Raw genomic sequence first — 23,314 nt, 5'->3', positions numbered from 1 at the left:
TAACGTTATGAATAAGTGCTGCATATCCGTGCTATGTCTTACCAGTCTCATGCTGTTCAGCGGCTGTGATGAGTCGAAACAAAACCCAAATGTGATGTTTTCAGAGAAGCATCAAGACCCCATTCAAGAGCTTGAGAAGCGGTCTAAAAAAGTCGATCACAGCCAGTTTGGCTATAAACAAACCTTTTATGTGCCGATTTACTCAGATATTTATACCGATAGGGATAATCGTAAGGTTTTACTATCAGCAACTTTGAGCGTACGCAATACCACCTTAAAAAAATCACTCTATATTAATAAGATAGATTATTACAGTACCGATGGCGACCTTGTAAAGTCGTATTTAAAAGAACCTATCGAGCTGCCCGCTATGGCGACGTTAAATTATATCGTCGAAAAAGAAGAGGATAAAGGGGGTTCTGGGGCAAAGTTTATCATTGAAGTTGAAGGCATGGATGAAACCGTCAAGCCCGTCATCGAGGCGGTAATGATTGGTAATTTTAGCAATAAAGGCTTTGCTTTTAGCACGCAGGGTACGCCGGTTTTGTAGTGATGGTTGTTTATGCTTTATTAATATGGATAATCCAAATTTAGGAGAGTTGCCATGTTAGATTTTACCCAAGGCTCATCTTTAGCAACTATTAAAACAGTACTATTTACTACTGTATTGCTCGGTACGGCGCAACTGCTGGCAGGCTGTGACTCGCAGCCTGCAAATTCAAATAAAAATGATAATGCCCCGTCGCAAACGGATAATATAGATAAAAATACGGCTGAGAAAGATAAGGCGTCCATCAATTCTAGTTCTATAAGTCCTGCGCCTATAAGTCCTGCTAATGTGGATAAAGCACAGAATAACGAAGCAGAAAAGTTATCTAATGATAAAACCGTCAATCCATCAGGCTACCAAAAGCTAAGCTTTGGGCAGATTATTACTCCTGAATTACTAAATGAGCTAGGACTGAGCAAAGAAAAAACTGACAACGAGCAATGCTATTACGTCAGTAATCCAGCCCTAAGCTATGTGGATAAAGAGTACGGTAAACGTGCCTCTGTGCTCTATCAAATCATCGATAACAAAGTTGCTCTTATTGCTATTCAGGATCCAAACATACCCTTTTATACAGACATCCATGTTGGTGATTCAGTGACAGAGGTGATGAAAGCGCATAATAACGAGCTGAATTATGAAGTCGATAAGTATGCGGTTGATGGTGACTACTATAGCCTGATTGCTAACGTTAACTTCGAGGTGCTAAAAGAGCCACAACTCGGAGAGTTGTTAAAAGCCGAAAACATCAAGCTGAATAATGAAGAAGACAAGTTGCCCATACAGATTGAATATCATATCAAGGGCGGTCAAAAGCTGAATGATTATAGAATTAACTCAACAGAGTGGACGGCAGACAAGCAAAGTTTATTAAAGGGAGAGGTCGAAAGTATTGATATTGGGTTACCAGATGCTATCTATTTGGTCGAAGGTTGCTCTTAAGGCGTAAATATAAACAACGTAGCGCTTTATATACTTAGATTAACATATCAAAAACAGCATGGTTTGTTATAGATTATTATCTAAAAATTTGTCATCAAGTTGTCATGGAGTTTCAGTAGACTCAAACATAAATCGTATTTTGGTCGTTACAACGATAACGCCGCGATATTTTTTATGCCAAATCAGCCTACTAAATCTAGCCTAACAAGGTGACTGAACATGACCTCATTGAATAACAAGCAAACGCTTGCGCACGAAGTTGTTGAAGACTCTAACCCGACTGATAATATCGACTTTCAAACCATTATTAATCGCCGTATGAATCGCCGCAGTATCCTAAAAGGTGGCACAGGGTTGACGGCGGCGGCGTTTTTTGGGGCCCTACCTTTGGTCGGCTGTAGCGACGATGATGATAGCAATTTACCTGTTAAACCCAGCGACGATAACAGTGCCGCTATTCCTGCGCAAGGTGACTTAAAACGTCCTGAGACTTTGAAGTTTACAGCCGTACCGCATTCAAAAGCTGACACGATGAGCGTGGCAGCAGGTTATAAAGCCGAGATGATATTACCACTAGGCATGCCGCTGATATCTGGTATCGATGATTGGAAAGACAATCGTGAGCAGTCCGCTGAGTCGTTTGAGTGGCGTATGGGTGACAACCATGATGGCATGTGGTTTTTTGGTAAAAACGGCAATGCATACGACGCCAAAGCGTCAGAGAACGGTTTGCTAGTCATGAACCATGAATATGTAAACAGTAGTGAGCTGAGCCCGTTTGGTTATCATGTCATCCAAGATAATAATGCTGCGGCAATTTTTCAAAACCGTCGCCTCGCAAGCGACGTGCGCCGTGAGGTCAACTGTCATGGGGTCGCTGTGGTTGAGATGCGCCGCCGCGCTGATGGTATGGGTTATGAGATGGTACCCAATTCGAAATACAATCGCCGCATTACCAGTAGTACGACTGCCCAATTAACAGGTCCTGTTGCGGGATCTGATTTGGTTAAGACCAAGTTTGATCCGACAGGCTTTCAGACTCGCGGTATTAATAATAACTGCGGTGCAGGTCTCTCACCTTGGGGCACTTATCTGACCACAGAAGAGAACTTTTTAGGCGTATTTGCCCGCGGGCAAGATGCCAATCAATTGAGCGCTGGACACAACTACGGTCGTGAGCGCTACGGGGCGACAGAGGATTTCCCCGGTTGGGAATATCTGTGGCATACGCCTGATGCCAAAGATGCTGCTATCCCTGACGAGTTTTCACGTTGGGATATGACCGCCGTCGGTGCCAGCGCTGCCGATGACTACCGTCATGCATTCAATACCTTTGGTTATATCACCGAGATTGACCCTTTTGACCAACATTCTATACCGCAAAAACGCACGGCATTGGGTCGTTTTGCTCATGAAAACTGTGCCTATGCGCCTGTTGAACAAGGTAAACCCGTGGTCTTTTATATGGGCGACGATGCCCGTGGCGAATATATTTATAAGTTCGTCTCCAAGTCAATGTGGTCAAATGCTGATATCGGCGGCGGCTTAAAAGCGGGCAATAAATATTTGGACGATGGCACGCTATATGTTGCTATTTTTAATGAAGATGGCAGCGGGGCGTGGAAAGCACTTGTCCATGGTCAAAATGGACTGGATGCCTCTAATACTGTCTTGCCGTTCCATGGACAGGATGAGGTGTTGGTCTTTGCCCGTGCCGCTGCTGATGTCGTTGGGGCGACTAAGATGGATCGACCTGAATGGGTATCGGTCAGCCCGATAACGGGTGAGGTATATGTGACCTTGACCAATAATAAATATCGCGGCGTAAGTGATGATCAACCGCTCTCAGCGTCGAATCCACGCAGCTATCAAGTTGGCGGCAAAGTGCGCGGTAATGACAATGGTCATATCATTCGCTGGGCAGAAGCAGGTGGCGATCATGCGGCAACAAATTTTGAGTGGGATATTTATTTGTTTGCTTCGCCAAGTGATTTGTCAGCGGAGAACTTATCACAGCTAAATGACAACAACGATTTATCATCGCCAGACGGGCTGTATTTTGATCCGCGCGGGGTGTTATGGATTCAGACAGATGATGGCGCTTATACGGATACCAGCAGTTGTATGTTGCTCGCGGCACTACCGGGCAAAGTCAGCGATGGTTCGCTTATGACCACTTCAGCAGGGCAGCAAACCCGAGTCGGCATGCCTGCCAGTAATGACAATATCAAACGCTTTTTCGTCGGTCCTGAGGGCTGCGAAGTGACTGGTATCACTATGACACCAGACTTTAAAACCCTCTTTATTAATATTCAACATCCAGGCAATAGCTGGGGCGCCGTCGCGGGTGGCAGTACCCCGCGCTCAGCGACGGTCATGATTACGCGTGAAGATGACGATGTGATATTGGCTGAGTCATTTGATACCGCAACCACTTAAAACCAGTAGCACTTAAGAATCCTCTTAATCTTCAACAAAAAAACCAATATGCTTGATATTCTTTTATCCGTTTATAGAGAATAAGGATGCAAGTATATTGGTTGTTGTGTTTTTAAACGACGGTTTTAAGAATATATTATGCGTTCAGTTATTACTTCGATTAGGTATGCCACTGACCTTGAACCATAACACCTGCAATAGGATTTAGCCCCATTTGATAAGCTAGGTCAGCAGGGCGCGCGATATCCCATAATACCAAATCAGCGTCGTAACCCACTTCTATTTTGCCTTTTTTGGCTAGACCTAACGCTTGTGCCGCATGAACGGTTGCGCCTGCCAACACTTCTTCAGGGGTTAAGTAAAATAGTGTACAGCCCATATTCATCGCTAATAACAGCGAGGTGAGTGGCGAAGTGCCGGGGTTGCAATCTGTTGAAACGGCAATCGGAACTTGGTGTTTACGCAATTCTTCAATCGGTGGCAACTTAATATCACGCAGCGTATAAAAAGCGCCCGGTAATAGCACGGCAACTGTGTTGCTTGCTGCCATTTTTTTAATATCGTTTTCTACTAAATGTTCAAGATGGTCGCTTGATAGCCCTTGGTATGCTGCTACCAAAGCACTAGCGCCTATGTTTGAGAGCTGCTCGGAATGCAACTTAACTGGTAAGTCTAATGAACGAGCGACTTCAAAGACGCGCTTAATCTGCTCAGCAGTAAAGGCGATGTTTTCGCAGAATCCATCGACCGCATCGACCAAACCCTCGCTATGCAGGATTGGCAACCACTGGCAAACTTGTTCGATATAATCATCCGCGCGGTCCTTATATTCAGGCGGTAGGGCATGGGCGGCCAAATAAGTGGTGCTAACATGAATGTTGTGTTTATCACCGAGTGCGCGGGCGACTTTTAGCATTTTGCGTTCAGTTTCTAGGTCCAGTCCATAGCCAGATTTGATTTCGACACTGGTCACGCCTTCTTTGATGAGCGCGAGCAGACGTTTTTCACTTTGCGCAAACAATTCTTCTTCGTTCGATGCGCGGGTGGCGCTAACGGTTGAGACAATGCCGCCACCTTGTGCCGCGATATCTTGATAACTGGCACCTTGCAATCGCGCTTCGAACTCGTTGCTGCGGTTACCGCCATAAACGATATGGGTATGGCAATCGATGAGTCCGGGCATGACCCAGTTGCCATCAACGTCTTTGATTTGATCGCTTTTATAATGAGTAAGATGCGGCTTTATTTGCTCATGCGTACCAACCCATGCAATTTTGCCGTCTTTGATACCGATAGCAGCGTTTCCTAATTGACCATAAGGTGTGCTTTCATTCTGATTGTTGTTTTGATCACTGCTTTGATTGGCGCTATAAATATCAAACCCGTATAGCGCTGAAAAGGTGGCGAGATTGGCATTGATGATGATGTGGTCAAATGATGTCAGGGTGGAATTGTTTATAGGCGTTTGGTCTGTAGGATTTGTAGTATTAGTCATGATGTGCTCCTGCTTATTTTAGTTTAGAGCTAGCAATTTTGAGTAAGAAGCTACAGTCAGTTCAAATAATAGCGTTATAACTACTATAACGTGCTACTAGAGTAAATTTTCCTTGCTTGCTGTGCCTACGCAAACAGAGGCTGCGAAAAATGTACTCTAGTAGCACTGTAACTTGTTTATAATGAACTGACTGTATTTCGTCTATGTTAATAGTAGATGCTGCTCGATAATAGTCGCTAATAGTCTTGCCGCAACTTTACAGCTGCGTCCATCAACATCAAAGGTCGGGTTAATCTCGGCAATATCAGCCATCTTTACTTTGCCTGATGCCATGATACGTTTGACCGCGCGCTCAACGAAACTGAGCTCGATACCATAGGCGGCGGGCGCACTGACCCCAGGAACGACGCTCGATGGTAAGCAATCCATATCAATAGTTAAGTAGACCACATCAACTTCATTGATAAAATCCTCTATTTGAGCCGCAATTTTTTTCCATTTTTTATTGGTGCAATCTTCATCACTGATAATGTGTACGCCTAACTGCTCAGCACGGTCGAAGAGCGCGGCAGTGTTGGAAAACCGACTGACGCCGATACAGCAATAGTTAAATGGCTGACCCTGTTCATCAAGGTGCTCGGAAATCTGGCGAAATGGCGTACCAGACGTGGCGACATCAGATTGACGAATATCTAGATGCGCATCAAAGTTAATCACCCCGATGGTAGACATTGTGCTTGCATCATTTTCAACATTGCTTTTGACATGATTTTCGATATTGCTAACGTCATTAGTAGACTTATAGGTTTCTGATGACAGCGCTTGCCACAATCCTAAAAAGCTGCCATAAGCAATGGCATGACCACCACCAAGCCCGATAGGTAGACCGCCTTGCTGGATAATATCACTTATCTTATCGGCATATTTTACTTGGGCTTGTTCAAGGGTACGCTCGGCAAAATCATCATTATCATGACAATGGATATCGCCAGCATCACCCAGCAGGGTTGGTAATTGACCCTCATAGCGTTGTTGTAACTCAGCGATGACCGGCAGCGCCGCAAATGCCTGACGAATCAACGGCGGCGCAGCTCGTGCACCCACGCGTCCTTGATTACGTCTGACGCCTTGGTCACAAGCGAACCCGACCAACCCAATGTGCTGGCCGTTTTGCTGACTGGTGCTATCAAAGGCATAAGGCTGCGCTATTTGATACCAGTAGCAGGCGCGCGCAGACTCAAACGGCTCTGCACGTCCTGTCCACCGACTCATATCAGCTGCAGTGTGGCTAACGGCTATTGTCATTGTAGACCTCCTTTCATAATATAAAACCTGAATCTCAATTTAGTATGGTCTACACCAATAAAATTAGATAATTGAGAGTGGGTTTTAAATATATAAAACTTTCCTATTTAGACTCGTACCAATCGCTACGCAGTGATTGCCAATATTCGGTGAGCGTGCCATCTAGTACTAGTTGCTTTGCTGCTTCAATATCAGGCGCTAGGTAGCGGTCTTTATCATAAAAAGTGACTTGCTCGCGTAGTTTCTGATGCGCTGTCTGTAACGGCTCTGAGGTATCTAGTCCACGATGGAAGTCGATACCTTGACCAGCAGCCAATAGCTCAATGCCGATAATGGTGGCGGTATTTTGCGCCATCTCATATAGGCGGCGCGCGCAATAGGTTGCCATCGATACATGATCTTCTTGGTTGGCAGAGGTTGGAATACTATCGACACTGCCTGGATGGGCGATAGACTTGTTTTCTGAAGCCAGAGCCGCTGCCGTCACATGAGCAATCATAAAGCCTGAGTTCACCCCAGCATTGTCAACTAAGAATGGCGGTAAGCCGCCTGACAAGGTTGCGTCAATCAATAAAGCCACACGGCGCTCAGACATAGAACCAATCTCAGCAATCGCCAAGGCTAAAATATCTGCGGCAAAGGCAACTGGCTCAGCATGGAAGTTACCACCTGAGATAGCAACAGGGCCATCATCGTTGTTAAAAATAAGTGGGTTATCAGTTACTGCGTTAGATTCAATTAATAAAGTCTTTCCTGCTTGGTTAATGATATCAAGGCAAGCGCCCATGACTTGTGGTTGGCAACGCAAGCAATAAGGGTCTTGTACTCTATCGTCTTGCTCGCCATCATGCGATGCGCGGATAGCACTGCCTTTAATCAGCTGGCGATGCGCTTTAGCGATTTCTATTTGACCATGATGACCACGCACTTCATGAATACGTGCGTCAAATGGGGCATCTGAGCCTTTGGCGGCATCAATAGACATGGAGCCGACGATGGTGGCTGTTTCGAGTAAATCTCGTGCTAAGAAATAACCCCGTAATGCCAGTGCCGTTGAGACTTGCGTACCGTTGATAAGAGCAAGACCTTCTTTTGCCGCTAAGGTAATGGGCTCAAGACCATGCTGCGCTAACGCATCAGCAGCGGGTACTTTTTTGCCGTCAACATAGACGTCGCCTTCGCCCATCATGGCCAGCGTCATATGCGATAAAGGTGCTAAGTCACCAGATGCACCAACGGAGCCTTTAGCCGGAATATTTGGCGTAATTTGATTATTAATTAAGCCGAGTAGGCTATCGACCACGACGCGGCGGACGCCAGAAACGCCTTGCGCGAGGCTTGCAACTTTCATCACCATAATCAGTCTAACCACGTTGTCTGGTAGCGCCTCACCCGTACCCACTGAGTGAGAAACGATAAGGTTACGCTGGAGTAGCTCAAGCTGATCATCACTGATACGGGTTTTTGCTAATAGGCCAAAACCGGTATTGATACCATAAGCGCTCTTATCACGCGCAATGATGGTGCGTACATCTTCATGCGAGGCATCTATCGCTTCATAAGCGCTTTCAGGTAGTGTCAATATGACAGGTCGCTCATAAATATCGCGCAACATCTCGAAGCTTAATTGGCGTGGGTGTAGGGTTAGTTTTTTGATAGTGGTCATACGAGTTATCCTAGTTATATAATTATTTATTTTTATAGTGTAAAAGTGGTTTGTTCTATTTAATCATCGGTAGATTTAAGCCATAGTCTTTCGCTGTTTTGATAGCCAGCTCATAACCTGCATCCGCATGACGCATCACACCTGAGCCGCAATCATTGACCAGTACTCGCGCCAAGCGCTTGGCAGCCGCATCTGTGCCGTCAGCGACGATGACCATGCCAGAGTGCTGCGAGTAACCCATACCAACACCGCCGCCATGGTGCAATGACACCCAGGTGGCGCCGCCTGCGACATTGAGCATGCCGTTTAATAGTGCCCAGTCAGATACCGCATCTGAGCCATCTTTCATGCTTTCTGTTTCGCGGTTTGGGCTGGCAACAGAGCCAGTATCTAAATGGTCACGACCGATAACGATAGGACCTTTTAGCTCACCATTTTTAACCATCTCATTAAAAGCTAAGCCTGCTTTATCACGTTCACCAAGACCTAACCAGCAGATACGTGCTGGCAAGCCTTGAAATTGAATGCGTTCTCTCGCCATATCAAGCCAGCGATGAATATGTTGGTTTTCTGGGAACAACTCTTTGATTTTTTGATCGGTTTTGTAGATATCTTCTGGATCACCTGATAATGCGACCCAGCGGAATGGCCCTTTGCCTTGGCAAAACAGCGGACGAATATAAGCAGGAACAAAACCCGGAAAATTAAAGGCATTTTTTACCCCTTCATCAAATGCCACCTGACGAATGTTATTACCATAATCAGTCGTTGGAATGTCCATTGCTTGCAAGTCTAGCATCGCCTGTACGTGTACGGCACAAGACGCGGCGGCATCTTTAGTTAAGGTGGCGTGTTGGTCTGGATTTTCTTGTGCCGCTTTCCATTGTTCAACTGTCCAGCCACTTGGCAGATAGCCGTTGATTAAGTCATGAGCGGAGGTTTGGTCAGTGACCAAGTCAGGTTTTATCTCGCCTGCATTGGCGCGTTTGACCATCTCAGGCAAGATGTCTGCAGCATTACCAAGTAGCGCGATTGAGACGGCTTCACCCGCGTCCGTATGTTGTTTAATAAGCTCATAAGCATGGTCAAGATTGTCGGCTTGCTTATCGACGTAACCCGTACGCAAACGGAAATCAATACTAGACTGCTGGCACTCGATGTTTAGAGACGTCGCACCAGCAAAGGTCGCGGCTAGTGGTTGCGCGCCGCCCATACCACCAAGACCAGCGGTCAAAATCCAACGTCCTGCCCAGCTGCCATCATAATGCTGACGACCAGCTTCGACAAAGGTCTCATACGTACCTTGCACGATGCCTTGCGTGCCGATATATATCCAGCTACCAGCGGTCATCTGGCCATACATAAATAAGTCTTTACGATCAAGCTCATTAAAATGCTCCCACGTTGCCCAGCGCGGGACAAGGTTGGAGTTGGCAATTAATACGCGCGGCGCATTTTCATGAGTTTGAAAGACGCCAACCGGTTTGCCTGATTGCACCAATAGTGTCTCATCGTCTTCTAATTCTTTGAGTGACGCGAGTATTTGATCATAGCTTTCCCAGTTACGGGCTGCGCGTCCGATACCGCCATACACGACCAAGCTTTTTGGGTTTTCGGCCACATCAGGGTGTAGGTTATTTTGCAGCATGCGATAAGGCGCTTCGGTCAGCCAACTTTTGCAGTTTAATGTACTGCCAGTAGGTGCAGCGATATTGCGACTCTCGTCACGGCGGGTGAATTTATTATTGTTGCTTGTGGCGTTTCTGCTCAATCCATTATCGGTAATCATATTCAAATCCTTGTGATTGTTTATACAGTTTGCTGGTGACATTGTAGTAGTAGCATTATTAAGTATAATGAATAAGTTGTATATACAAATTATCAAAGATTATTTTCTCATGCAAGCATTTTTTTATAAATAGTTGAATTATTTATAAGATTACTTCGTTCGATAGGTTGTTCTCATGGTGATTATGATAATTGTCATGATATTATGTTGGCACTTTTACAGCTGTATGGTTACACAATCGAAGACGACGGTTGAAGACGAGCATGACAAAGGTGAAACGTGACATGACAAAAGCAGTCCCAGCATATCAGCGGATTAAAAACGCAATTTTAGATAATATCCATTCTGGAAAATGGCAGGCGGGCGCAGCTATCTCTACCGAAATGGCCTTGGCAGAAGAGTTTGGGGTATCGCGGATGACAGTGAATCGCGCCTTAAAAGAACTAAGCGAGGAGTGGGTATTAGAGCGTCGGCAAGGGTCGGGGACATTTGTCGCACAGCAGCAGTTCAATCATACCTTTGTAGAAGTGCGCAATATCGCTCAAGATCTAAAGTCGGCCAATCGCGACTATCAGGCACAAGTGGTGAGCAAACGCGCTATTACCGCGAGCATGTTAGATGATGAAATGCGCCGTAAATTTGATATTGATGCACATGAAGTTGATAGTACTGAAGCGGCTATTTTATATGAAGTAAAAATCATCCACTTTGCGGATGGTCAGCCGATACAGTTTGAAGAGCGTTGGGTCGATGCGACAAAAGTGCCAGAATTTATTGAGCAAGACTTTAGTGTGGTCAATACCAGTGATTATCTCATTGCTAAGAGTCCACTTGAGCGTGGTAGCTATACCATTCGAGCATTAGCAGCGCCTGATGAGATTGCTGATGCACTACAGATTGCCCCGCAGTCACCGACGTTAGTATTGTGTCGTCAGACTTATTCGGCTGGTCAAGTATTAACCTTTGTGAAGATGTGGCATGCAGGCGATCGTTATCAGTTCTCGGGAGAGTTATAGTTTTTATTGAGGTTGTCCTATTGCTTTTTGCTCATTTCAGATAATAAGTCGAGTTGTATTTCTTGTATCTCAGCGAGTCTATCCCATTGATGCATTAAAAGATGATCCAATTTTTCATGCAAGTGTTGGATTTCAAGCTCAGCTTTTAAGTTAATTTGATAGTCATTTTCTGAACGTAACCGGTCTTTGGTTTCTTGCCTGTTTTGGCTCATCATAATCACAGGTGCTTGAATGGCAGCGATACAGGATAATATTAAATTCAATTCAATAGAATAAACGGGTAGGGATCAGCAGGACGGGCGACCATCACCACAGTATTGACGATGATCCAAATGGCTAGAAAAATAGCAAAACAGATGAGAAATGACCAACTACCACCAAAGGTTGCAATTTTATCTGCCAATCGTTCACCGAAAGTCCATTTTTGCTCTAGAGTCTTATCAATATTTTTGGTGATGAGTTCATGCTGTTGCATGCTTTTAATCAATTCAGATTCAAGAACGGTCACCTCGCCTTTTTCAGACGTTAGCGATGAGTGCACATACTGCATTCGATACTTACTTAAATCATTTTGGCAAATATAATCTGTAGGTAAGCATTCAGGGAAGTCCTGCAAAATGTCTTCTGTAATTGCCTGTCGTATGGTGCCTATAGGGGTAAGGGCTTTTATAGGATAATTTTGCCCACAGACAATACAGTGATAAACGCCACTTTTTTTATTCATCGCCATATTCCCTTTCATCGCTATATTCCTTTAATGAAGCTGTTTTTACAATAAAACCATTTTTTATAATAAAACTATTCACTAGGGTCTGCACCCGGCGGGAAGTCATGACGTAGCTGCGCGACATTGGCAGCAGTCACTTTATCTGTAAAACCATTTAAATCACTGTGTACATATTGAGTGACCGCTGCAATTTGCTCATCATTCATCATGCTATGAAAGGCGGGCATACCGCGCAAGCCATTGATGACGACGCTAATAATGTAGTATTTAGACTGCATCTTGCTGTTGTTCGCGAGTGGCGGATAGTAACCCGCTCCTTGTGCGCCTTCGCCTTTAGACATATGACAGCCTGCGCAAGAGTCGTCGTAAAGTTTTTTGCCATCATTACTAAAAAACCCCGTTTTACCTTGTGCGCTGCCTTCAAATTTGGTCAGCCACTTTTGCAAATTTGTATCATCACTCATCTTTGCTATCGAGCTGACATCGACAATATTCATGGGCGGGCGCGTAAGTTCTTCTTTGGACATATAAACCGCGCCCCAAGCGCCATTATTACGGCTGGCCTGATTGTCAAAACTGTCATCCAAGACCATCGCCGTTGCTTGCAGGCTAGCAATGGTAGGAGCGCTGCTTTTAGTATGTTGACTACAGCCTGATATAAAAGCCGTGCCACTTATTATTAATATAACCGGCAAGTGAGATGACTTATATAAGTTTAAATGCTTTGATTTTACTATTATCATGCCTGCTTACCTTAATTTTATACTGACTAAATACTGTCTGCTAACCAATGATTCTAAAAGTTGTTTATTAAACTAGCCTAGTTTTTTGGCTTTTTGATGTAAGCGTTTGGCGGCATCTAGACCCGAGAGTATGGCGCCTTCTTGCCAAGCAGGAATGTGCGAGCAGTGTTCGCCTGCTAATACAATTCGGTGGTCGATGGCACATAACGTATCGTAGTATTGCTCGCGGCTTGACTCACTCCAAAGCCCATAGCAGCCAAGTGACCAAGGGATACGATGCCAAGCGACTGAAGTACCCGAGCGAAACTCTTTGGTATATTGCGGATGAATGCGTTTGCCATATTCTAATGCCGCGTTGATGCGCTCTTTTGGCGTTAAGGAGTTAAACTTATAAGACGCTTCGCCAAAGCCATAAGCGCCAAGTAACACGCCCGATCCTGAGGTAAATAAATCTTGTGAAGGATAAGAGATTTGGGTAATCGGCAGATCAGTATAAGTGATACCGCCATAAATCCATTCGTCCTCCTCCCAAAAGCGCCGTTTAAACTCAAGCCCGACTTTAAAGGAGCTATCGTAAGGGACAGCCGCCATCGCTTGCTTCATCGGCTCTGAGACATTGATATCAATTTGCGTCAATACTGACAGCGGAATATTGCAAATACACCAATCGGCGCGAATGCTTTTAGTGCTACCTTCAGAATTACTGCTTTTAGCGTTAGCTGTATCGACATAATCAACGGTAACGCCGCTTTCATCTTGATGGATCTTAGTAACTTTGGCATTAAACGTAATCATATCGCGACACACGCGGGTGAAAGCATCGCCAATTTTCCCCATACCGCCAACAGGCTGGAACATCGCGGGTTGATGCACGTAAACGGTATAGTTGGTGTAGAGATCTGCCCACATGCCTGAATCTAATAGTTTATGCATCGGTATCGGTGTTGAAGGCTTGGCAGCAGGCATGAGTCCGCCACCGGGATAAACGCTATAGCCGCGATGTTTACTGGTCTCGGCGCTTTTGACATAACGATAATTATTATCCAGCACACCCCAACCTTTAAGACCTTTTAATAGTTTTTCTTTATCCTCTTGAGTAACGGTATCATCTAGGCGGCCTTTATTGACGGCTTTGGATAATAGCTCAGAGACATAGCCACGAATATCGCTTTGCACTTCACCCAAGCGCTGCGGTGCGCCATTAAAATGATTGGTACGGTGCAAATAGGCGCGGTCATTGGTTTGGATAAATGGTTGCAGGGCGACATTAAACTTTTTGCAATAATGAAACACCGCATAGTGATGCACGGGCAATCGCCAAGGTCCACCGTTGAAGTAATTGCCTTTTTTAAAGTCGCAAGTGACTTCTTCGCCGCCAAGCTCGGTATATTTATCGCCGCTATTTAGCGTCCAGCTGCGTCCGCCACCACGATTTTGGTATTCAAGTACCGTTACTTTATAACCTGCTTTACGTAACTCGTAAGCTGCTGTAAGCCCGCCCAATCCTGCACCAAGGATAACGATGCTAGCGCCAGCAGGTGCGCCTTTCAGCTCTATCTCTTGTTTAAAGCTCGACTCGGAGGCGAAACCTAATGCAGTCATCGCTTGATACATAGCGGTTGCGCCAGCGGTTTTACCTATCATTGCGAGCAGTTGTCGCCGTGTCGGGGAGGACAGCAAGTCTTTCATTTAATCATCCTTATCGGGCTTATCATAAGTAGTAACGCAATGAGAAAGTCGGGAGGTTTGGGTTTCTATAGGTTTAGCGTTTCTCTTTGATTACACGTTTAACCTCTGCAGCAGTGACTTCGCTACTAGGCAAACCGCCGAAATTGACGCGTACATAATTGGCAATACTGGCTATCTGTGTATGGCTTAAGTCTTTCTTAAAACCGGGCATTTTGGGCGCCGTGTTAAAAGCACCTTTTGCGCCAAAAGCAATCACGCCAATAAGCGCGTCAGGCTTAGCACGGCGAATGCTACTTAAGCCAACGATGGATGCATAACGGGCATCAGGCTGCGCATAACCGTCAACGCCATGACAACTAGCGCAGTGAGTGAGATATAAAGATTTTGGCGAATCGCTACTATTAATAGAGCTGGTGCTTACGCTACTAGTAGCAAGGGTCGCATTGGCTTTTGCCTCGGCCAGATGGTCTTTTTGCTCAAGTAAGTTATAAGTAATAGAAGGGCTGATAGGATTTGGCAGCTTTGCAACGTTGACGGGTATCAAATAATCATCCGTCTTAATGGCGGGTACGACTTTTAGATAATTGGCCATTGCGCTCAAATCTGCATCTGTAAGATAACGCATACTATGAGCAACCGCTTCCGCCATAGGCCCGCCCGCGTAGGCACGTTTATCAAGCTTGCCAGTACGCAAATAGATGACGATGTCGCGCTCACTCCAACGCCCAATACCAGTCTCATTATCAGGAGTGATGTTAGGCGCGAACCATTTACCGAGTGGTGCACCAGAGAGATAGCGAGCGTTATCAAGACCTTGGGTGAGATTGCGCGGCGTATGGCAGGTACCGCAGTGCTCTAGGTTATTAACCAGATACTCGCCGCGCTGCTGAATTGGCGTCAGATCATCACGATTCTCGGTAGCGGGCACATTGATAAGATTCCAAGCCAGCATTAAGCTGCGAATGTTTAAAGGGAAAGGTAGATGAGTTGTTTTTTCAGGCGGTTTGTCGACGATAGGAACAGTCTGAAAATAAGCAAATAAGGCACTGATATCAGCATCGCTCATGCCGTGATAAGACGGATAGGGCATAGCGGGATACAGATGATGGTTAGGAGAGCGACCTTTGCGTAGTGCTTTCTTAAGGTTAGTTTCGGTATAGTTGCCAATGCCATAGCGCTTGGACGGCGTGATATTGGTCGAATAAATATCGCCGATAGGCGTTTCGATGGCCACGCCGCCGCTGTAATCCTCGCGGTGGCACGCCATACAGTCAGCAGTTCGCGCCACATAAGCGCCGCGATTGGCTAAATCGCTGTTACTAGGGCTGACATTAGGCAAGCTAATTCTAGCAGGCAAGTCAGTTATAGAAGGGTCTATATCTTTAGCCATAGCAGCGCTCGAATCAGGGCTGTAGGTCGCGCTAAGAATCAAGCTAAATGCCAATGCTGACATCGTGATAGAAAGTGGCTTCATAATATCCTTATAACCCTAAGCAAATAATGCCTGTCAATCATCCTTGATTGCTCTTACTAAAATAAAACTATTTGCCCGTAATAGCTACTGTTTCATCGCTTCAACCTCAACGTTTAAATCAAGATTTTTGCTGAGACCAAACCATGAATATTTATTTATATTCCAATTGGTTCGGTCTATCGTGGTGGAAAACGCCCCAATACAAACCTCATTTTTGGCAGTAGCGCTTAGATAACAGTCGAATGCATTGGCAGTGAGACTGATAGGATGGGTCACACCATGTAAGGTTAAATTGCCATCGACACGCGTCACCTTACTTTTATTAAAGTGCCAGCTGGTGGATTGAAAGTGAGCAGAGGGAAAGCGCTCTATATCGAAAAAATCGACCCCTTTTAAACTTTTGCTAAAAATCTTACTGCCCGTATCCAAAGAGTTAATAGGTATAATTAATGAGATATCACCTGCTTTTAAAATTGCATCGTATTGCAATTGTCCTTTGACCTGATAGAAGCCGCCGGTCATAGCAGGACTTTTAAAACGTTTAATAGCAAAGCTTACCTTTGTGTTATTCGGATTAATGATATAACTGGCCGCATAACTACTACCTATGGTGTTCACCATAATTAATAATATTAAGAACATCGATAAGTAGCGGCTTTGTTTAATCTCTAATTTTTTATTCCTTAATATAGTGCTCATCGCCAGCTTCCTTTTAGTATTTAGCCGTAAGTATTCATCCATAAATGACGAGCGTAATCGATGCTTTTAGCCAGTCTAGTCTAGAAGAGGGTTAGGAGTTAGCAGTTGAATAAGAGTATAGGCTGGATGTTATTAAGAAAGCGTTAAGATAGTTTAATGAGAATGCTATAAAAATATAAGAAAGCGTAAAAGACGCCATTTTTGATAGACATGTCTTCGCTGAGAATATCGTAATAATTCTAAATTTCCGCAAGTCGTTAGCCTTGGCTATAGATACGAAAGAGCAACTACGAAAGAGAAATTATGAAAGGCGAATTGTTAATATGTGTTGTTGTATATTGATATATGACAATTATTCGTGCTAGCTTTAAAAACAGCTAATCATTTATCGTATTTGAGGTTTTCCAATAAAAACCGCTTTATTTTAAATTGATTATTTAAAATAATTTGTTTGCGCAAAATCAAATGCAATCTGCGGTTGAAAATTGGTCTACCTCAAACAAGGAGGCAGCTATGCTGCTCGAAAAAATAAAAACACCTGGTCTTGCTCATCTGTCTTATTTAGTGGGATCAGGTGGGCAAGCGGCGGTGATAGATCCACGTCGTGATTGCGCGATTTATGTGGAGAAAGCTCGCGCAGCAGGTCTTGAAATTACCCATATATTTGAAACCCATCGCAATGAAGATTTGGTTTCTGGCGCCCCCATTTTAGCAAACATGACAGGGGCGACCGTATTGCATGGGCCTAATCCTGAACAGCCCATAGTCTATGCTCAAACAGTACGTGATGGTGATTGCTTCACCATTGGTCAGCTTAAAATCCAAGTGCTAGAAACGCCCGGCCATACCGATGATCACCTTGCCTACGCGCTATTCGATACTGCTTATCCAGACAAGGCGGTGGGTGTTTTTACAGGTGATGCTTTATTTGTGGGAGATGTTGGTCGAACTGACTTTTATCCTGAACGGCGCGAGGAAGTCGCGGGTCTGCTGTATGATTCACTACAAAAAATACTGGCGCTGGGGGATCAGGCGATTATATATCCCGCTCATGGTGCGGGATCTGTGTGCGGCTCTGGCATGGCAGAACGCGAGTTTTCTACTGTTGGCCACGAGAGAGTGAATAACCCACGTTTACAGATGACGGATCGTGAGGCCTTTATTCGATTTAAAGTCAGTGAAAACCATTATCAGCCGCCGTATTTTAGGCTGATGGAGCGGCTCAACATGGAAGGTGGTGATGCGCCACCGCCGGTGATGCGCCCGCGTCATCTGTCGCTAAAGCAACTTCAAAGCTGCACGGCTGACCATCTGATCGATATTCGCGAGCCGATGGCGTATGCTGCTGGTCATTTTCCGCGGTCAATGAGTTTGCCTGTCGGCATGATATCTGCTTTTGCTGGCTGGTTCATTCGTGAAGGGGAAAGTATGGTGCTGATTGCCTCAGATGAAGAGCAGCTTGCCACGGCAATGGCGCATCTGGTAAGAATCGCCTTTGATAACATTATGGGTGGTTATGTTGGCGTAGTACCGGCAGCGGCTCAGGGTCAGGAGATGCAACGAACCCCTATGATAGATACCGCTGAGGTTGAAGCACGTTTGATGAATAATAAAGGCAAAGAGGACAATAGCTGGACACTGCTTGACGTCCGCGACGCTGACGAGCGAGCTGCTACAGCGATTGAAGGGTCACAGCATATTTATGTCGGTCAACTGAACGAGCGCTGGCACGAACTTGATAAAAGTCATCACTATACTCTGATGTGTGCCAGTGGCGCGCGGGCGACGGTAGCCGCTGGGTGGCTAGCAAGCCGAGGGTTCGATAATCTTGATATTTATCTCGGCTCTATGGGTGCATGGAAAGCAGGGCATGATTGATATAAAGTGGCTTGCATATTTATTGAAAATTGAATAGGGATATTAAATATACGCGACCATAGTCACTGAATCCATAGTCACTGAATCCATAGCCAATTAACAACCAATAGTGCCGTCTTAGCTGATATAAAGGTTGTCTTCAATACTGTTTTTCATATGCAACAGACGTGGGGCGATATCTTCCTCTAGTTTGTCACGGCTAAGGACAAAGTTTGGTGCGCCGCAATTAAAGGTCAGTAGACCTTCAGTCGGATGCATCAATGCCGTGGCAACTGCATTGACGTCTTTTTGCCATTCGCTAATCGAAAAACAGTACCCATAATCATCATAATCTTTAAAGGCTTTGTCCAGTCCTCGCCTAATTTTTAGCCAATCATCTTTATGCTTAGTACGAATAGCATCAAGAATAAACTCTTGCTCCGCTTGCGGCATACTGGCCAAACAGGCTCTTCCCATTGAGCTTAAATGAATAGGTAAGTACGAGCCGACATTGCGCCGCATCGTAGTGGTGCTTGAGCCTTGTACGACATTGAGATATACCATCGTCAGGCGATCACGAGTTGCCATAGCAACGGCACTGTTAGCATAATCTGCCAGCTCTTCCATGTACGGCGTGACCAAATTATTGATAGAGATATTCGCCATCATTGTATAGCCAAATCCCAACACACCTACAGAGAGTTGATATTTACTACTGTTCGTCGATTGCTTTAAATATCCTAACTTGACTAAGGTATAAGTGAGACGCGTGATTGTGCCTTTCGGAAGCCCTGTTAATTGGCTTAAGTCTTGGTTGCCAAGATAAGGACGCTGCGGGGTAAAACAACGCAGCAGCTCAAGTCCTCGAGCCAAAGCGGTGACAAATTGCCTGTCATTTTGATCTCTCATCTCTGCAATGGGCTCTAGCAATTCAATATGCGTTGTATTGTTAGTGCCTTCATCCATAAGGTTTTTAGTTGTCATATATTATTTTTAATCTCAATCAAGTTAATATAAATATGATAGTAAACGCACTATTTACCGTACTTTATAATCAAAAAAAGGATTCTAGGCTAATAGTAGTCGGCATCTTTAATCATACTATATTAAAGATGCCATTAAATTCTTAACACAGTTATTATAAGCTATTTCGCTATGCGGTATATATATTGAGTAATATTACGCCTTTTGTGGGTCGTACTGTTGTTCTTTAATGAACAAGGTTGGGATAAGACCACATAAGAAGTACGCGCCTGCCATCAGCAACAAACCTGCGCCGATAGAGTTTTGCATGGCCATATAACCAATGGCGACGGGCGCAATAACCGAGCCCAAGCGTCCGATATTGAATGCCCCGCCAATAGCAGTACCTCGAATAGCAGTAGGAAAGCTTTCTGTTAAATAGGTGGCATTGATAGCATAAGGGATGCCATATAAGAAACCAAAGGTTAACATGAGCCAACCGATGTTTTCGGGGGTATGGAAATATACCAATACTGGAATAAAGAGCGCCGTACCCATAGTACCGAATGCAAAGACTATTTTACGCCCAATTTTATCAGCTACTAGACCTGCCACGACTTTAGCAAACATCATGGTCAGATAAGTGCCCGCCATATATAGCGCCATCTCTTTAAATTTGATGCCCAATTCAGTTTCTAGATAAGAAGGTAGCCAGTTGCTGACTCCGAAATAGCCAAATAGTAAAAGACCTGAACTCATTGACCATAAGATGAACATGATGCGATGTTTGGGATTTTCAAATATGGCTTTATAAGGATTTTCAGGTTTTTGTAGCGAATCTTTTGCACCGCTGAGTTTAAGAGCACGTGCCGCTTTCCAAGAATTTGGTTCAGGTATAAGAAAGTACATGGCTATCGATAGAATAATAGGTAAAAACGTTAACAGGTATAGTGTGCGCCAACCATAACTTGGAATAATCCAAGCTGAGATGCTGGTGATAACCAAAGACCCTAAGGTAAAGCCTGTCATCAATGCAGCAAGTACCGTCGTTCGATGTTTGGTAGGTACCATCTCAGACATCAAGGTATTGGTAGCAATATATAAGCTGCCAAGACCCAAACAAGCGGTGAATCTTAATGCTACAAACTGCTCATAGCTTTGCACAAATCCACTAAAGCCAGACAGAAGGGAGAAGAGCGCTGTCGCAAGCACGATCACACGCACTCGTCCAAAACGGTCACAGGCCCAACCACCAAAAAACCCACCGATGGCCATGCCAAATAAGGACCAACTGCCTAAAGCACCCGCTTGTACATTGGTCAACCCAAATTCTAGCTTTATACTTGAAAGTGTAAAGGCGAGAATACCAATATCGGCTCCATCACATAATAAAACTAGAAAACAAAAAAAGAAGGCCAATTTCCAAGGCTGTTTTTGCACAGGAATTAAGCTCGGATTTGAAATTATAGCGGCACTTTTCACAATTTATATCCTTATTGTTGTGAGAGTAAAAGACTATGAGCATATGGGTATAGTGACGTTACTCAGGTATCTGCATCCCAGCAAATACCTCAATACGCTTTAATAATGTAAATACTTGTTACTAATCAAATAACTAGCATTTAAATAAGTGAAAACTACTCGCTCACCTCTTTAATCATATTGCGAGCAATGATGATTTGCTGAATCTGAGTAGTCCCTTCATATAAACGATATAAGCGCACATCACGATAAAAACGCTCAATACCATAGTCGGCGATATAACCAGCACCGCCATGAATTTGCACCGCTCTATCAGCGACGCGGCCGCACATTTCAGTGGCAAACATCTTGGCACATGACGACTCGGTAACGACGTCTTTACCTTCATCGCGCAGGCGTGAAGCATCTAATACCATAGATTTGGCCGCATAAATCTCCGCTTTTGAATCAGCAAGCATCGCTTGAATAAGTTGGAAGTTGGCAATCGGTTGCCCAAATTGCTTACGTTCCACCGCATAACGTAGCGCATCATCTAGCATTCGAGTAGCTGCTCCGGTACTTGCGGCGGCGATATGTAAGCGCCCTTTATCAAGGACTTTCATGGCAGTTTTGAAACCTACACCTTCGACACCACCTATCAAAGCACTAGCAGGAACGACGCAGTTATCAAAAATCACATCACAAGTATGAGCGCCTTTTTGCCCCATTTTTTTGTCAATTTTGCCAAGCGTAATACCAGGGGTATCGCTCTCAACGATAAATGCTGAAATACCGCCAGACCTTTTATTGTCAGGGTCAGTGCGTGCCATGACGGTAAATATACCGGCTTGAGGGGCATTGGTGATATAACGCTTGGTGCCATTAAGTACATAGTTGTCGCCATCTTTAATGGCTGTGGTTCGGAGTGAGGCAGCATCTGAGCCTGACTCTGGTTCGGTCAAGCAAAAAGAGCCGATGATTTCACCACTGGCAAGTCTTGGCAGATATTTTTGTTTTTGTTCTTCGGTGCCATCAATCACAAGACCAGAGGAGCCGATACCGTTATTTGTCCCTATTAATGAGCGAAAAGCGGGTGAGGTGCGTCCTAATTCAAATGCCAGTGTGACTTCTTCTTCCATAGTAACGCCAAGCCCGCCGTACTCTTCGGGAATGGTCAGTCCAAACAGCCCTAATTCACGCATCTGGCTGAAGATCTCTTCTGGCAGACGGTCGTTTTCTGCTACCCAATCTTCTTTCGGTATCAATTGATTGTTTACAAACTGACGAACAGTTTGGACGATATGGTCGAGTACTTCCTTGTCTCTAATCATGTAGTTCTTCCTTGTTGAAATAATATCTAATATTGCTAATAGGGACTTTATGGTTAATTCGAACAAACAGCATAATGGATAGTTTATTAAATTACAATACTTTTGGTTTAAAAAACCGCAATGCGGTATTTATTAAGGGTGAATATCTTTGATTTAGGGTTTATTTCTAAATTTAACTGGGTTTTTCTCTTCACAAATGGAAATAAACAGTATATATTGGAACTGGATATCGCTATGCGGTATTAATTATCACAATTTTAAGGTGTTTTAAGGATTGCAGTATTTTGCTTAAGGGCACTGTTTAAATTAAAGGACACTATTTAAAGGATGGCATCATGGAAGAGCAAATAATTTTAATTGAGCAGCAAGTAAATGGCATTTGCGTGATAAGGCTTAATCGTCCTAAAGTTCGAAATGCTTTAAATACCGAATTACGTCAGAAACTGGCAGATATTTTTATCCAATTAAACGATGACCCTCAGATTAAAGCTATTGTGCTGACGGGCGGTGACAAAGTGTTCGCCGCGGGCGCTGATATTAATGACTTTTTAACCGCAAAAACGGTTGATGTGTATCTCCGTCATAGCGAACGTTATTGGGATGCCATCACCAATTGCCGTAAGCCGATTATTGCAGCGGTCAATGGTTATGCCCTTGGCGGCGGCTGTGAGCTTGCTATGCATGCCGACATCATCGTCGCTGGTAAGTCGGCTAAGTTTGGACAACCAGAAATCAAAATTGGATTGATGCCAGGAGCAGGGGGCACGCAGCGGCTGTTTCGCGTGATTGGCAAACATAAAGCCATGAAGCTGATATTAACGGGCGACATGATAAGTGCTGATGCAGCGGATCAAATGGGATTGGTTTCTGAAGTGGTCGAAGATGAAGAGACTATCAAACGTGCTATTGAAATCGCTGAACAACTCGCAGGGTATTCACCGATTGCGTTAACCCAAATCAAAGAAGTTGCCAATCTCGGGGTGGACATGCCGCTACAAGCCGCATTGGCTCTAGAGCGTAAAGCCTTTCAGATTTTATTTGATACAGAAGATCAAAAAGAAGGGGCGAAAGCTTTTTTAGAAAAACGTAGTGCTGAATACAAAGGACAGTAGCTTGTTGAGACAAACATAGGCATAGCTAAATCAATTTTCAAAACGAGAGCATATAA

The 23,314-nt window shown here is 44.5% G+C and carries 17 protein-coding genes and 1 pseudogene; 6 read left to right on the top strand and 12 right to left on the bottom strand.

What is annotated here, in order from left to right; all coding sequences use genetic code 11:
- Window positions 1–7 precede the first annotated feature (7 nt).
- The 3 genes from JMX50_RS03570 to JMX50_RS03560 all read left to right on the top strand — a co-directional run bounded on the left by JMX50_RS03570 (window position 8) and on the right by JMX50_RS03560 (window position 3,931).
- On the top strand, window positions 8–550 hold the full coding sequence (locus tag JMX50_RS03570) for a DUF3124 domain-containing protein (protein ID WP_201628460.1): 543 nt from the start codon (window positions 8–10) through the stop codon (window positions 548–550).
- A 54-nt stretch (window positions 551–604) separates the two neighbouring features.
- Window positions 605–1,492, top strand: coding sequence for a hypothetical protein (locus tag JMX50_RS03565; protein WP_201628459.1), 888 nt, complete (start codon window positions 605–607; stop codon window positions 1,490–1,492).
- A gap of 219 nt (window positions 1,493–1,711) precedes the next feature.
- A complete protein-coding gene (locus JMX50_RS03560) occupies window positions 1,712–3,931 on the top strand; it encodes a PhoX family protein (protein WP_201628458.1) in 2,220 nt (739 codons plus the stop codon).
- Window positions 3,932–4,091: 160 nt separating this feature from the next.
- Here the strand turns inward: JMX50_RS03560 and hutI are convergent, their stop codons facing one another.
- The 4 genes from hutI to hutU all read right to left on the bottom strand — a co-directional run bounded on the left by hutI (window position 4,092) and on the right by hutU (window position 10,186).
- Window positions 4,092–5,426: an imidazolonepropionase gene (gene hutI, locus JMX50_RS03555; RefSeq protein WP_201628457.1), complete on the bottom strand. Its 1,335-nt coding sequence runs from the start codon at window positions 5,424–5,426 to the stop codon at window positions 4,092–4,094.
- A gap of 201 nt (window positions 5,427–5,627) precedes the next feature.
- Window positions 5,628–6,731, bottom strand: coding sequence for a formimidoylglutamase (locus JMX50_RS03550; RefSeq protein WP_201628456.1), 1,104 nt, complete (start codon window positions 6,729–6,731; stop codon window positions 5,628–5,630).
- Between the two features lie 103 nt (window positions 6,732–6,834).
- Window positions 6,835–8,397 (bottom strand): histidine ammonia-lyase, encoded by a 1,563-nt coding sequence (gene hutH / locus JMX50_RS03545; RefSeq protein WP_201628455.1) that lies wholly within the window; start codon window positions 8,395–8,397, stop codon window positions 6,835–6,837.
- Between the two features lie 55 nt (window positions 8,398–8,452).
- Window positions 8,453–10,186: a urocanate hydratase gene (gene hutU, locus JMX50_RS03540; RefSeq protein WP_201628454.1), complete on the bottom strand. Its 1,734-nt coding sequence runs from the start codon at window positions 10,184–10,186 to the stop codon at window positions 8,453–8,455.
- A 284-nt stretch (window positions 10,187–10,470) separates the two neighbouring features.
- Between hutU and JMX50_RS03535 the strand changes: the two genes are divergently transcribed.
- Window positions 10,471–11,202, top strand: coding sequence for a UTRA domain-containing protein (locus JMX50_RS03535; protein ID WP_227670892.1), 732 nt, complete (start codon window positions 10,471–10,473; stop codon window positions 11,200–11,202).
- 17 nt (window positions 11,203–11,219) lie between these two features.
- Here JMX50_RS03535 and JMX50_RS03530 read toward each other — a convergent pair.
- The 5 genes and pseudogenes from JMX50_RS03530 to JMX50_RS03510 form a co-directional block, all read right to left on the bottom strand.
- A pseudogene (locus JMX50_RS03530) lies at window positions 11,220–11,926 on the bottom strand (DUF1003 domain-containing protein).
- A gap of 74 nt (window positions 11,927–12,000) precedes the next feature.
- Complete coding sequence (locus tag JMX50_RS03525; RefSeq protein ID WP_201628452.1) at window positions 12,001–12,672, bottom strand: c-type cytochrome; 672 nt, start codon at window positions 12,670–12,672, stop codon at window positions 12,001–12,003.
- Window positions 12,673–12,744: 72 nt separating this feature from the next.
- On the bottom strand, window positions 12,745–14,361 hold the full coding sequence (locus JMX50_RS03520; RefSeq protein ID WP_201628451.1) for a flavin monoamine oxidase family protein: 1,617 nt from the start codon (window positions 14,359–14,361) through the stop codon (window positions 12,745–12,747).
- Between the two features lie 73 nt (window positions 14,362–14,434).
- A complete protein-coding gene (locus JMX50_RS03515; RefSeq protein WP_201628450.1) occupies window positions 14,435–15,835 on the bottom strand; it encodes a cytochrome c in 1,401 nt (466 codons plus the stop codon).
- Between the two features lie 84 nt (window positions 15,836–15,919).
- A complete protein-coding gene (locus JMX50_RS03510; protein WP_227670891.1) occupies window positions 15,920–16,534 on the bottom strand; it encodes a YceI family protein in 615 nt (204 codons plus the stop codon).
- A 513-nt stretch (window positions 16,535–17,047) separates the two neighbouring features.
- On the opposite strand from JMX50_RS03510, the gene JMX50_RS03505 reads away from it, so the two are divergent.
- The gene (locus JMX50_RS03505; RefSeq protein ID WP_201628449.1) at window positions 17,048–18,412 is read left to right on the top strand and encodes an MBL fold metallo-hydrolase; all 1,365 of its coding nucleotides are present in this window, start codon (window positions 17,048–17,050) and stop codon (window positions 18,410–18,412) included.
- Window positions 18,413–18,529: 117 nt separating this feature from the next.
- Here the strand turns inward: JMX50_RS03505 and JMX50_RS03500 are convergent, their stop codons facing one another.
- The 3 genes from JMX50_RS03500 to JMX50_RS03490 all read right to left on the bottom strand — a co-directional run bounded on the left by JMX50_RS03500 (window position 18,530) and on the right by JMX50_RS03490 (window position 22,146).
- Window positions 18,530–19,375 (bottom strand): IclR family transcriptional regulator, encoded by an 846-nt coding sequence (locus tag JMX50_RS03500; RefSeq protein ID WP_201625588.1) that lies wholly within the window; start codon window positions 19,373–19,375, stop codon window positions 18,530–18,532.
- A 195-nt stretch (window positions 19,376–19,570) separates the two neighbouring features.
- Window positions 19,571–20,836: an MFS transporter gene (locus JMX50_RS03495; protein WP_201625587.1), complete on the bottom strand. Its 1,266-nt coding sequence runs from the start codon at window positions 20,834–20,836 to the stop codon at window positions 19,571–19,573.
- Window positions 20,837–20,991: 155 nt separating this feature from the next.
- Complete coding sequence (locus tag JMX50_RS03490; RefSeq protein ID WP_201628448.1) at window positions 20,992–22,146, bottom strand: acyl-CoA dehydrogenase family protein; 1,155 nt, start codon at window positions 22,144–22,146, stop codon at window positions 20,992–20,994.
- A gap of 335 nt (window positions 22,147–22,481) precedes the next feature.
- Between JMX50_RS03490 and JMX50_RS03485 the strand changes: the two genes are divergently transcribed.
- Window positions 22,482–23,258 (top strand): enoyl-CoA hydratase, encoded by a 777-nt coding sequence (locus JMX50_RS03485; RefSeq protein ID WP_201628447.1) that lies wholly within the window; start codon window positions 22,482–22,484, stop codon window positions 23,256–23,258.
- Window positions 23,259–23,314: the final 56 nt, after the last annotated feature.

It is taken from the genome of Psychrobacter maritimus (assembly GCF_904846345.1).
Lineage (GTDB): Bacteria > Pseudomonadota > Gammaproteobacteria > Pseudomonadales > Moraxellaceae > Psychrobacter > Psychrobacter maritimus.
Note: the sequence above shows the minus strand (reverse complement) of the source record. Positions and strands in the feature narration are given on the sequence as shown.

Excerpts from the sequence above, each read along its gene's own strand:
- JMX50_RS03510 (WP_227670891.1), bottom strand. The coding sequence starts at position 16,534 with ATGAGCACTATATTAAGGAATAAAAAATTAGAGATTAAACAAAGCCGC.
- JMX50_RS03485 (WP_201628447.1), top strand. The coding sequence starts at position 22,482 with ATGGAAGAGCAAATAATTTTAATTGAGCAGCAAGTAAATGGCATTTGC.
- JMX50_RS03515 (WP_201628450.1), bottom strand. The coding sequence starts at position 15,835 with ATGAAGCCACTTTCTATCACGATGTCAGCATTGGCATTTAGCTTGATT.
- JMX50_RS03550 (WP_201628456.1), bottom strand. The coding sequence starts at position 6,731 with ATGACAATAGCCGTTAGCCACACTGCAGCTGATATGAGTCGGTGGACA.
- JMX50_RS03565 (WP_201628459.1), top strand. The coding sequence starts at position 605 with ATGTTAGATTTTACCCAAGGCTCATCTTTAGCAACTATTAAAACAGTA.
- JMX50_RS03520 (WP_201628451.1), bottom strand. The coding sequence starts at position 14,361 with ATGAAAGACTTGCTGTCCTCCCCGACACGGCGACAACTGCTCGCAATG.
- hutI (WP_201628457.1), bottom strand. The coding sequence starts at position 5,426 with ATGACTAATACTACAAATCCTACAGACCAAACGCCTATAAACAATTCC.
- JMX50_RS03500 (WP_201625588.1), bottom strand. The coding sequence starts at position 19,375 with ATGACAACTAAAAACCTTATGGATGAAGGCACTAACAATACAACGCAT.
- JMX50_RS03570 (WP_201628460.1), top strand. The coding sequence starts at position 8 with ATGAATAAGTGCTGCATATCCGTGCTATGTCTTACCAGTCTCATGCTG.
- JMX50_RS03505 (WP_201628449.1), top strand. The coding sequence starts at position 17,048 with ATGCTGCTCGAAAAAATAAAAACACCTGGTCTTGCTCATCTGTCTTAT.
- hutH (WP_201628455.1), bottom strand. The coding sequence starts at position 8,397 with ATGACCACTATCAAAAAACTAACCCTACACCCACGCCAATTAAGCTTC.
- JMX50_RS03535 (WP_227670892.1), top strand. The coding sequence starts at position 10,471 with ATGACAAAAGCAGTCCCAGCATATCAGCGGATTAAAAACGCAATTTTA.
- JMX50_RS03560 (WP_201628458.1), top strand. The coding sequence starts at position 1,712 with ATGACCTCATTGAATAACAAGCAAACGCTTGCGCACGAAGTTGTTGAA.
- JMX50_RS03490 (WP_201628448.1), bottom strand. The coding sequence starts at position 22,146 with ATGATTAGAGACAAGGAAGTACTCGACCATATCGTCCAAACTGTTCGT.
- JMX50_RS03525 (WP_201628452.1), bottom strand. The coding sequence starts at position 12,672 with ATGATAATAGTAAAATCAAAGCATTTAAACTTATATAAGTCATCTCAC.
- hutU (WP_201628454.1), bottom strand. The coding sequence starts at position 10,186 with ATGATTACCGATAATGGATTGAGCAGAAACGCCACAAGCAACAATAAT.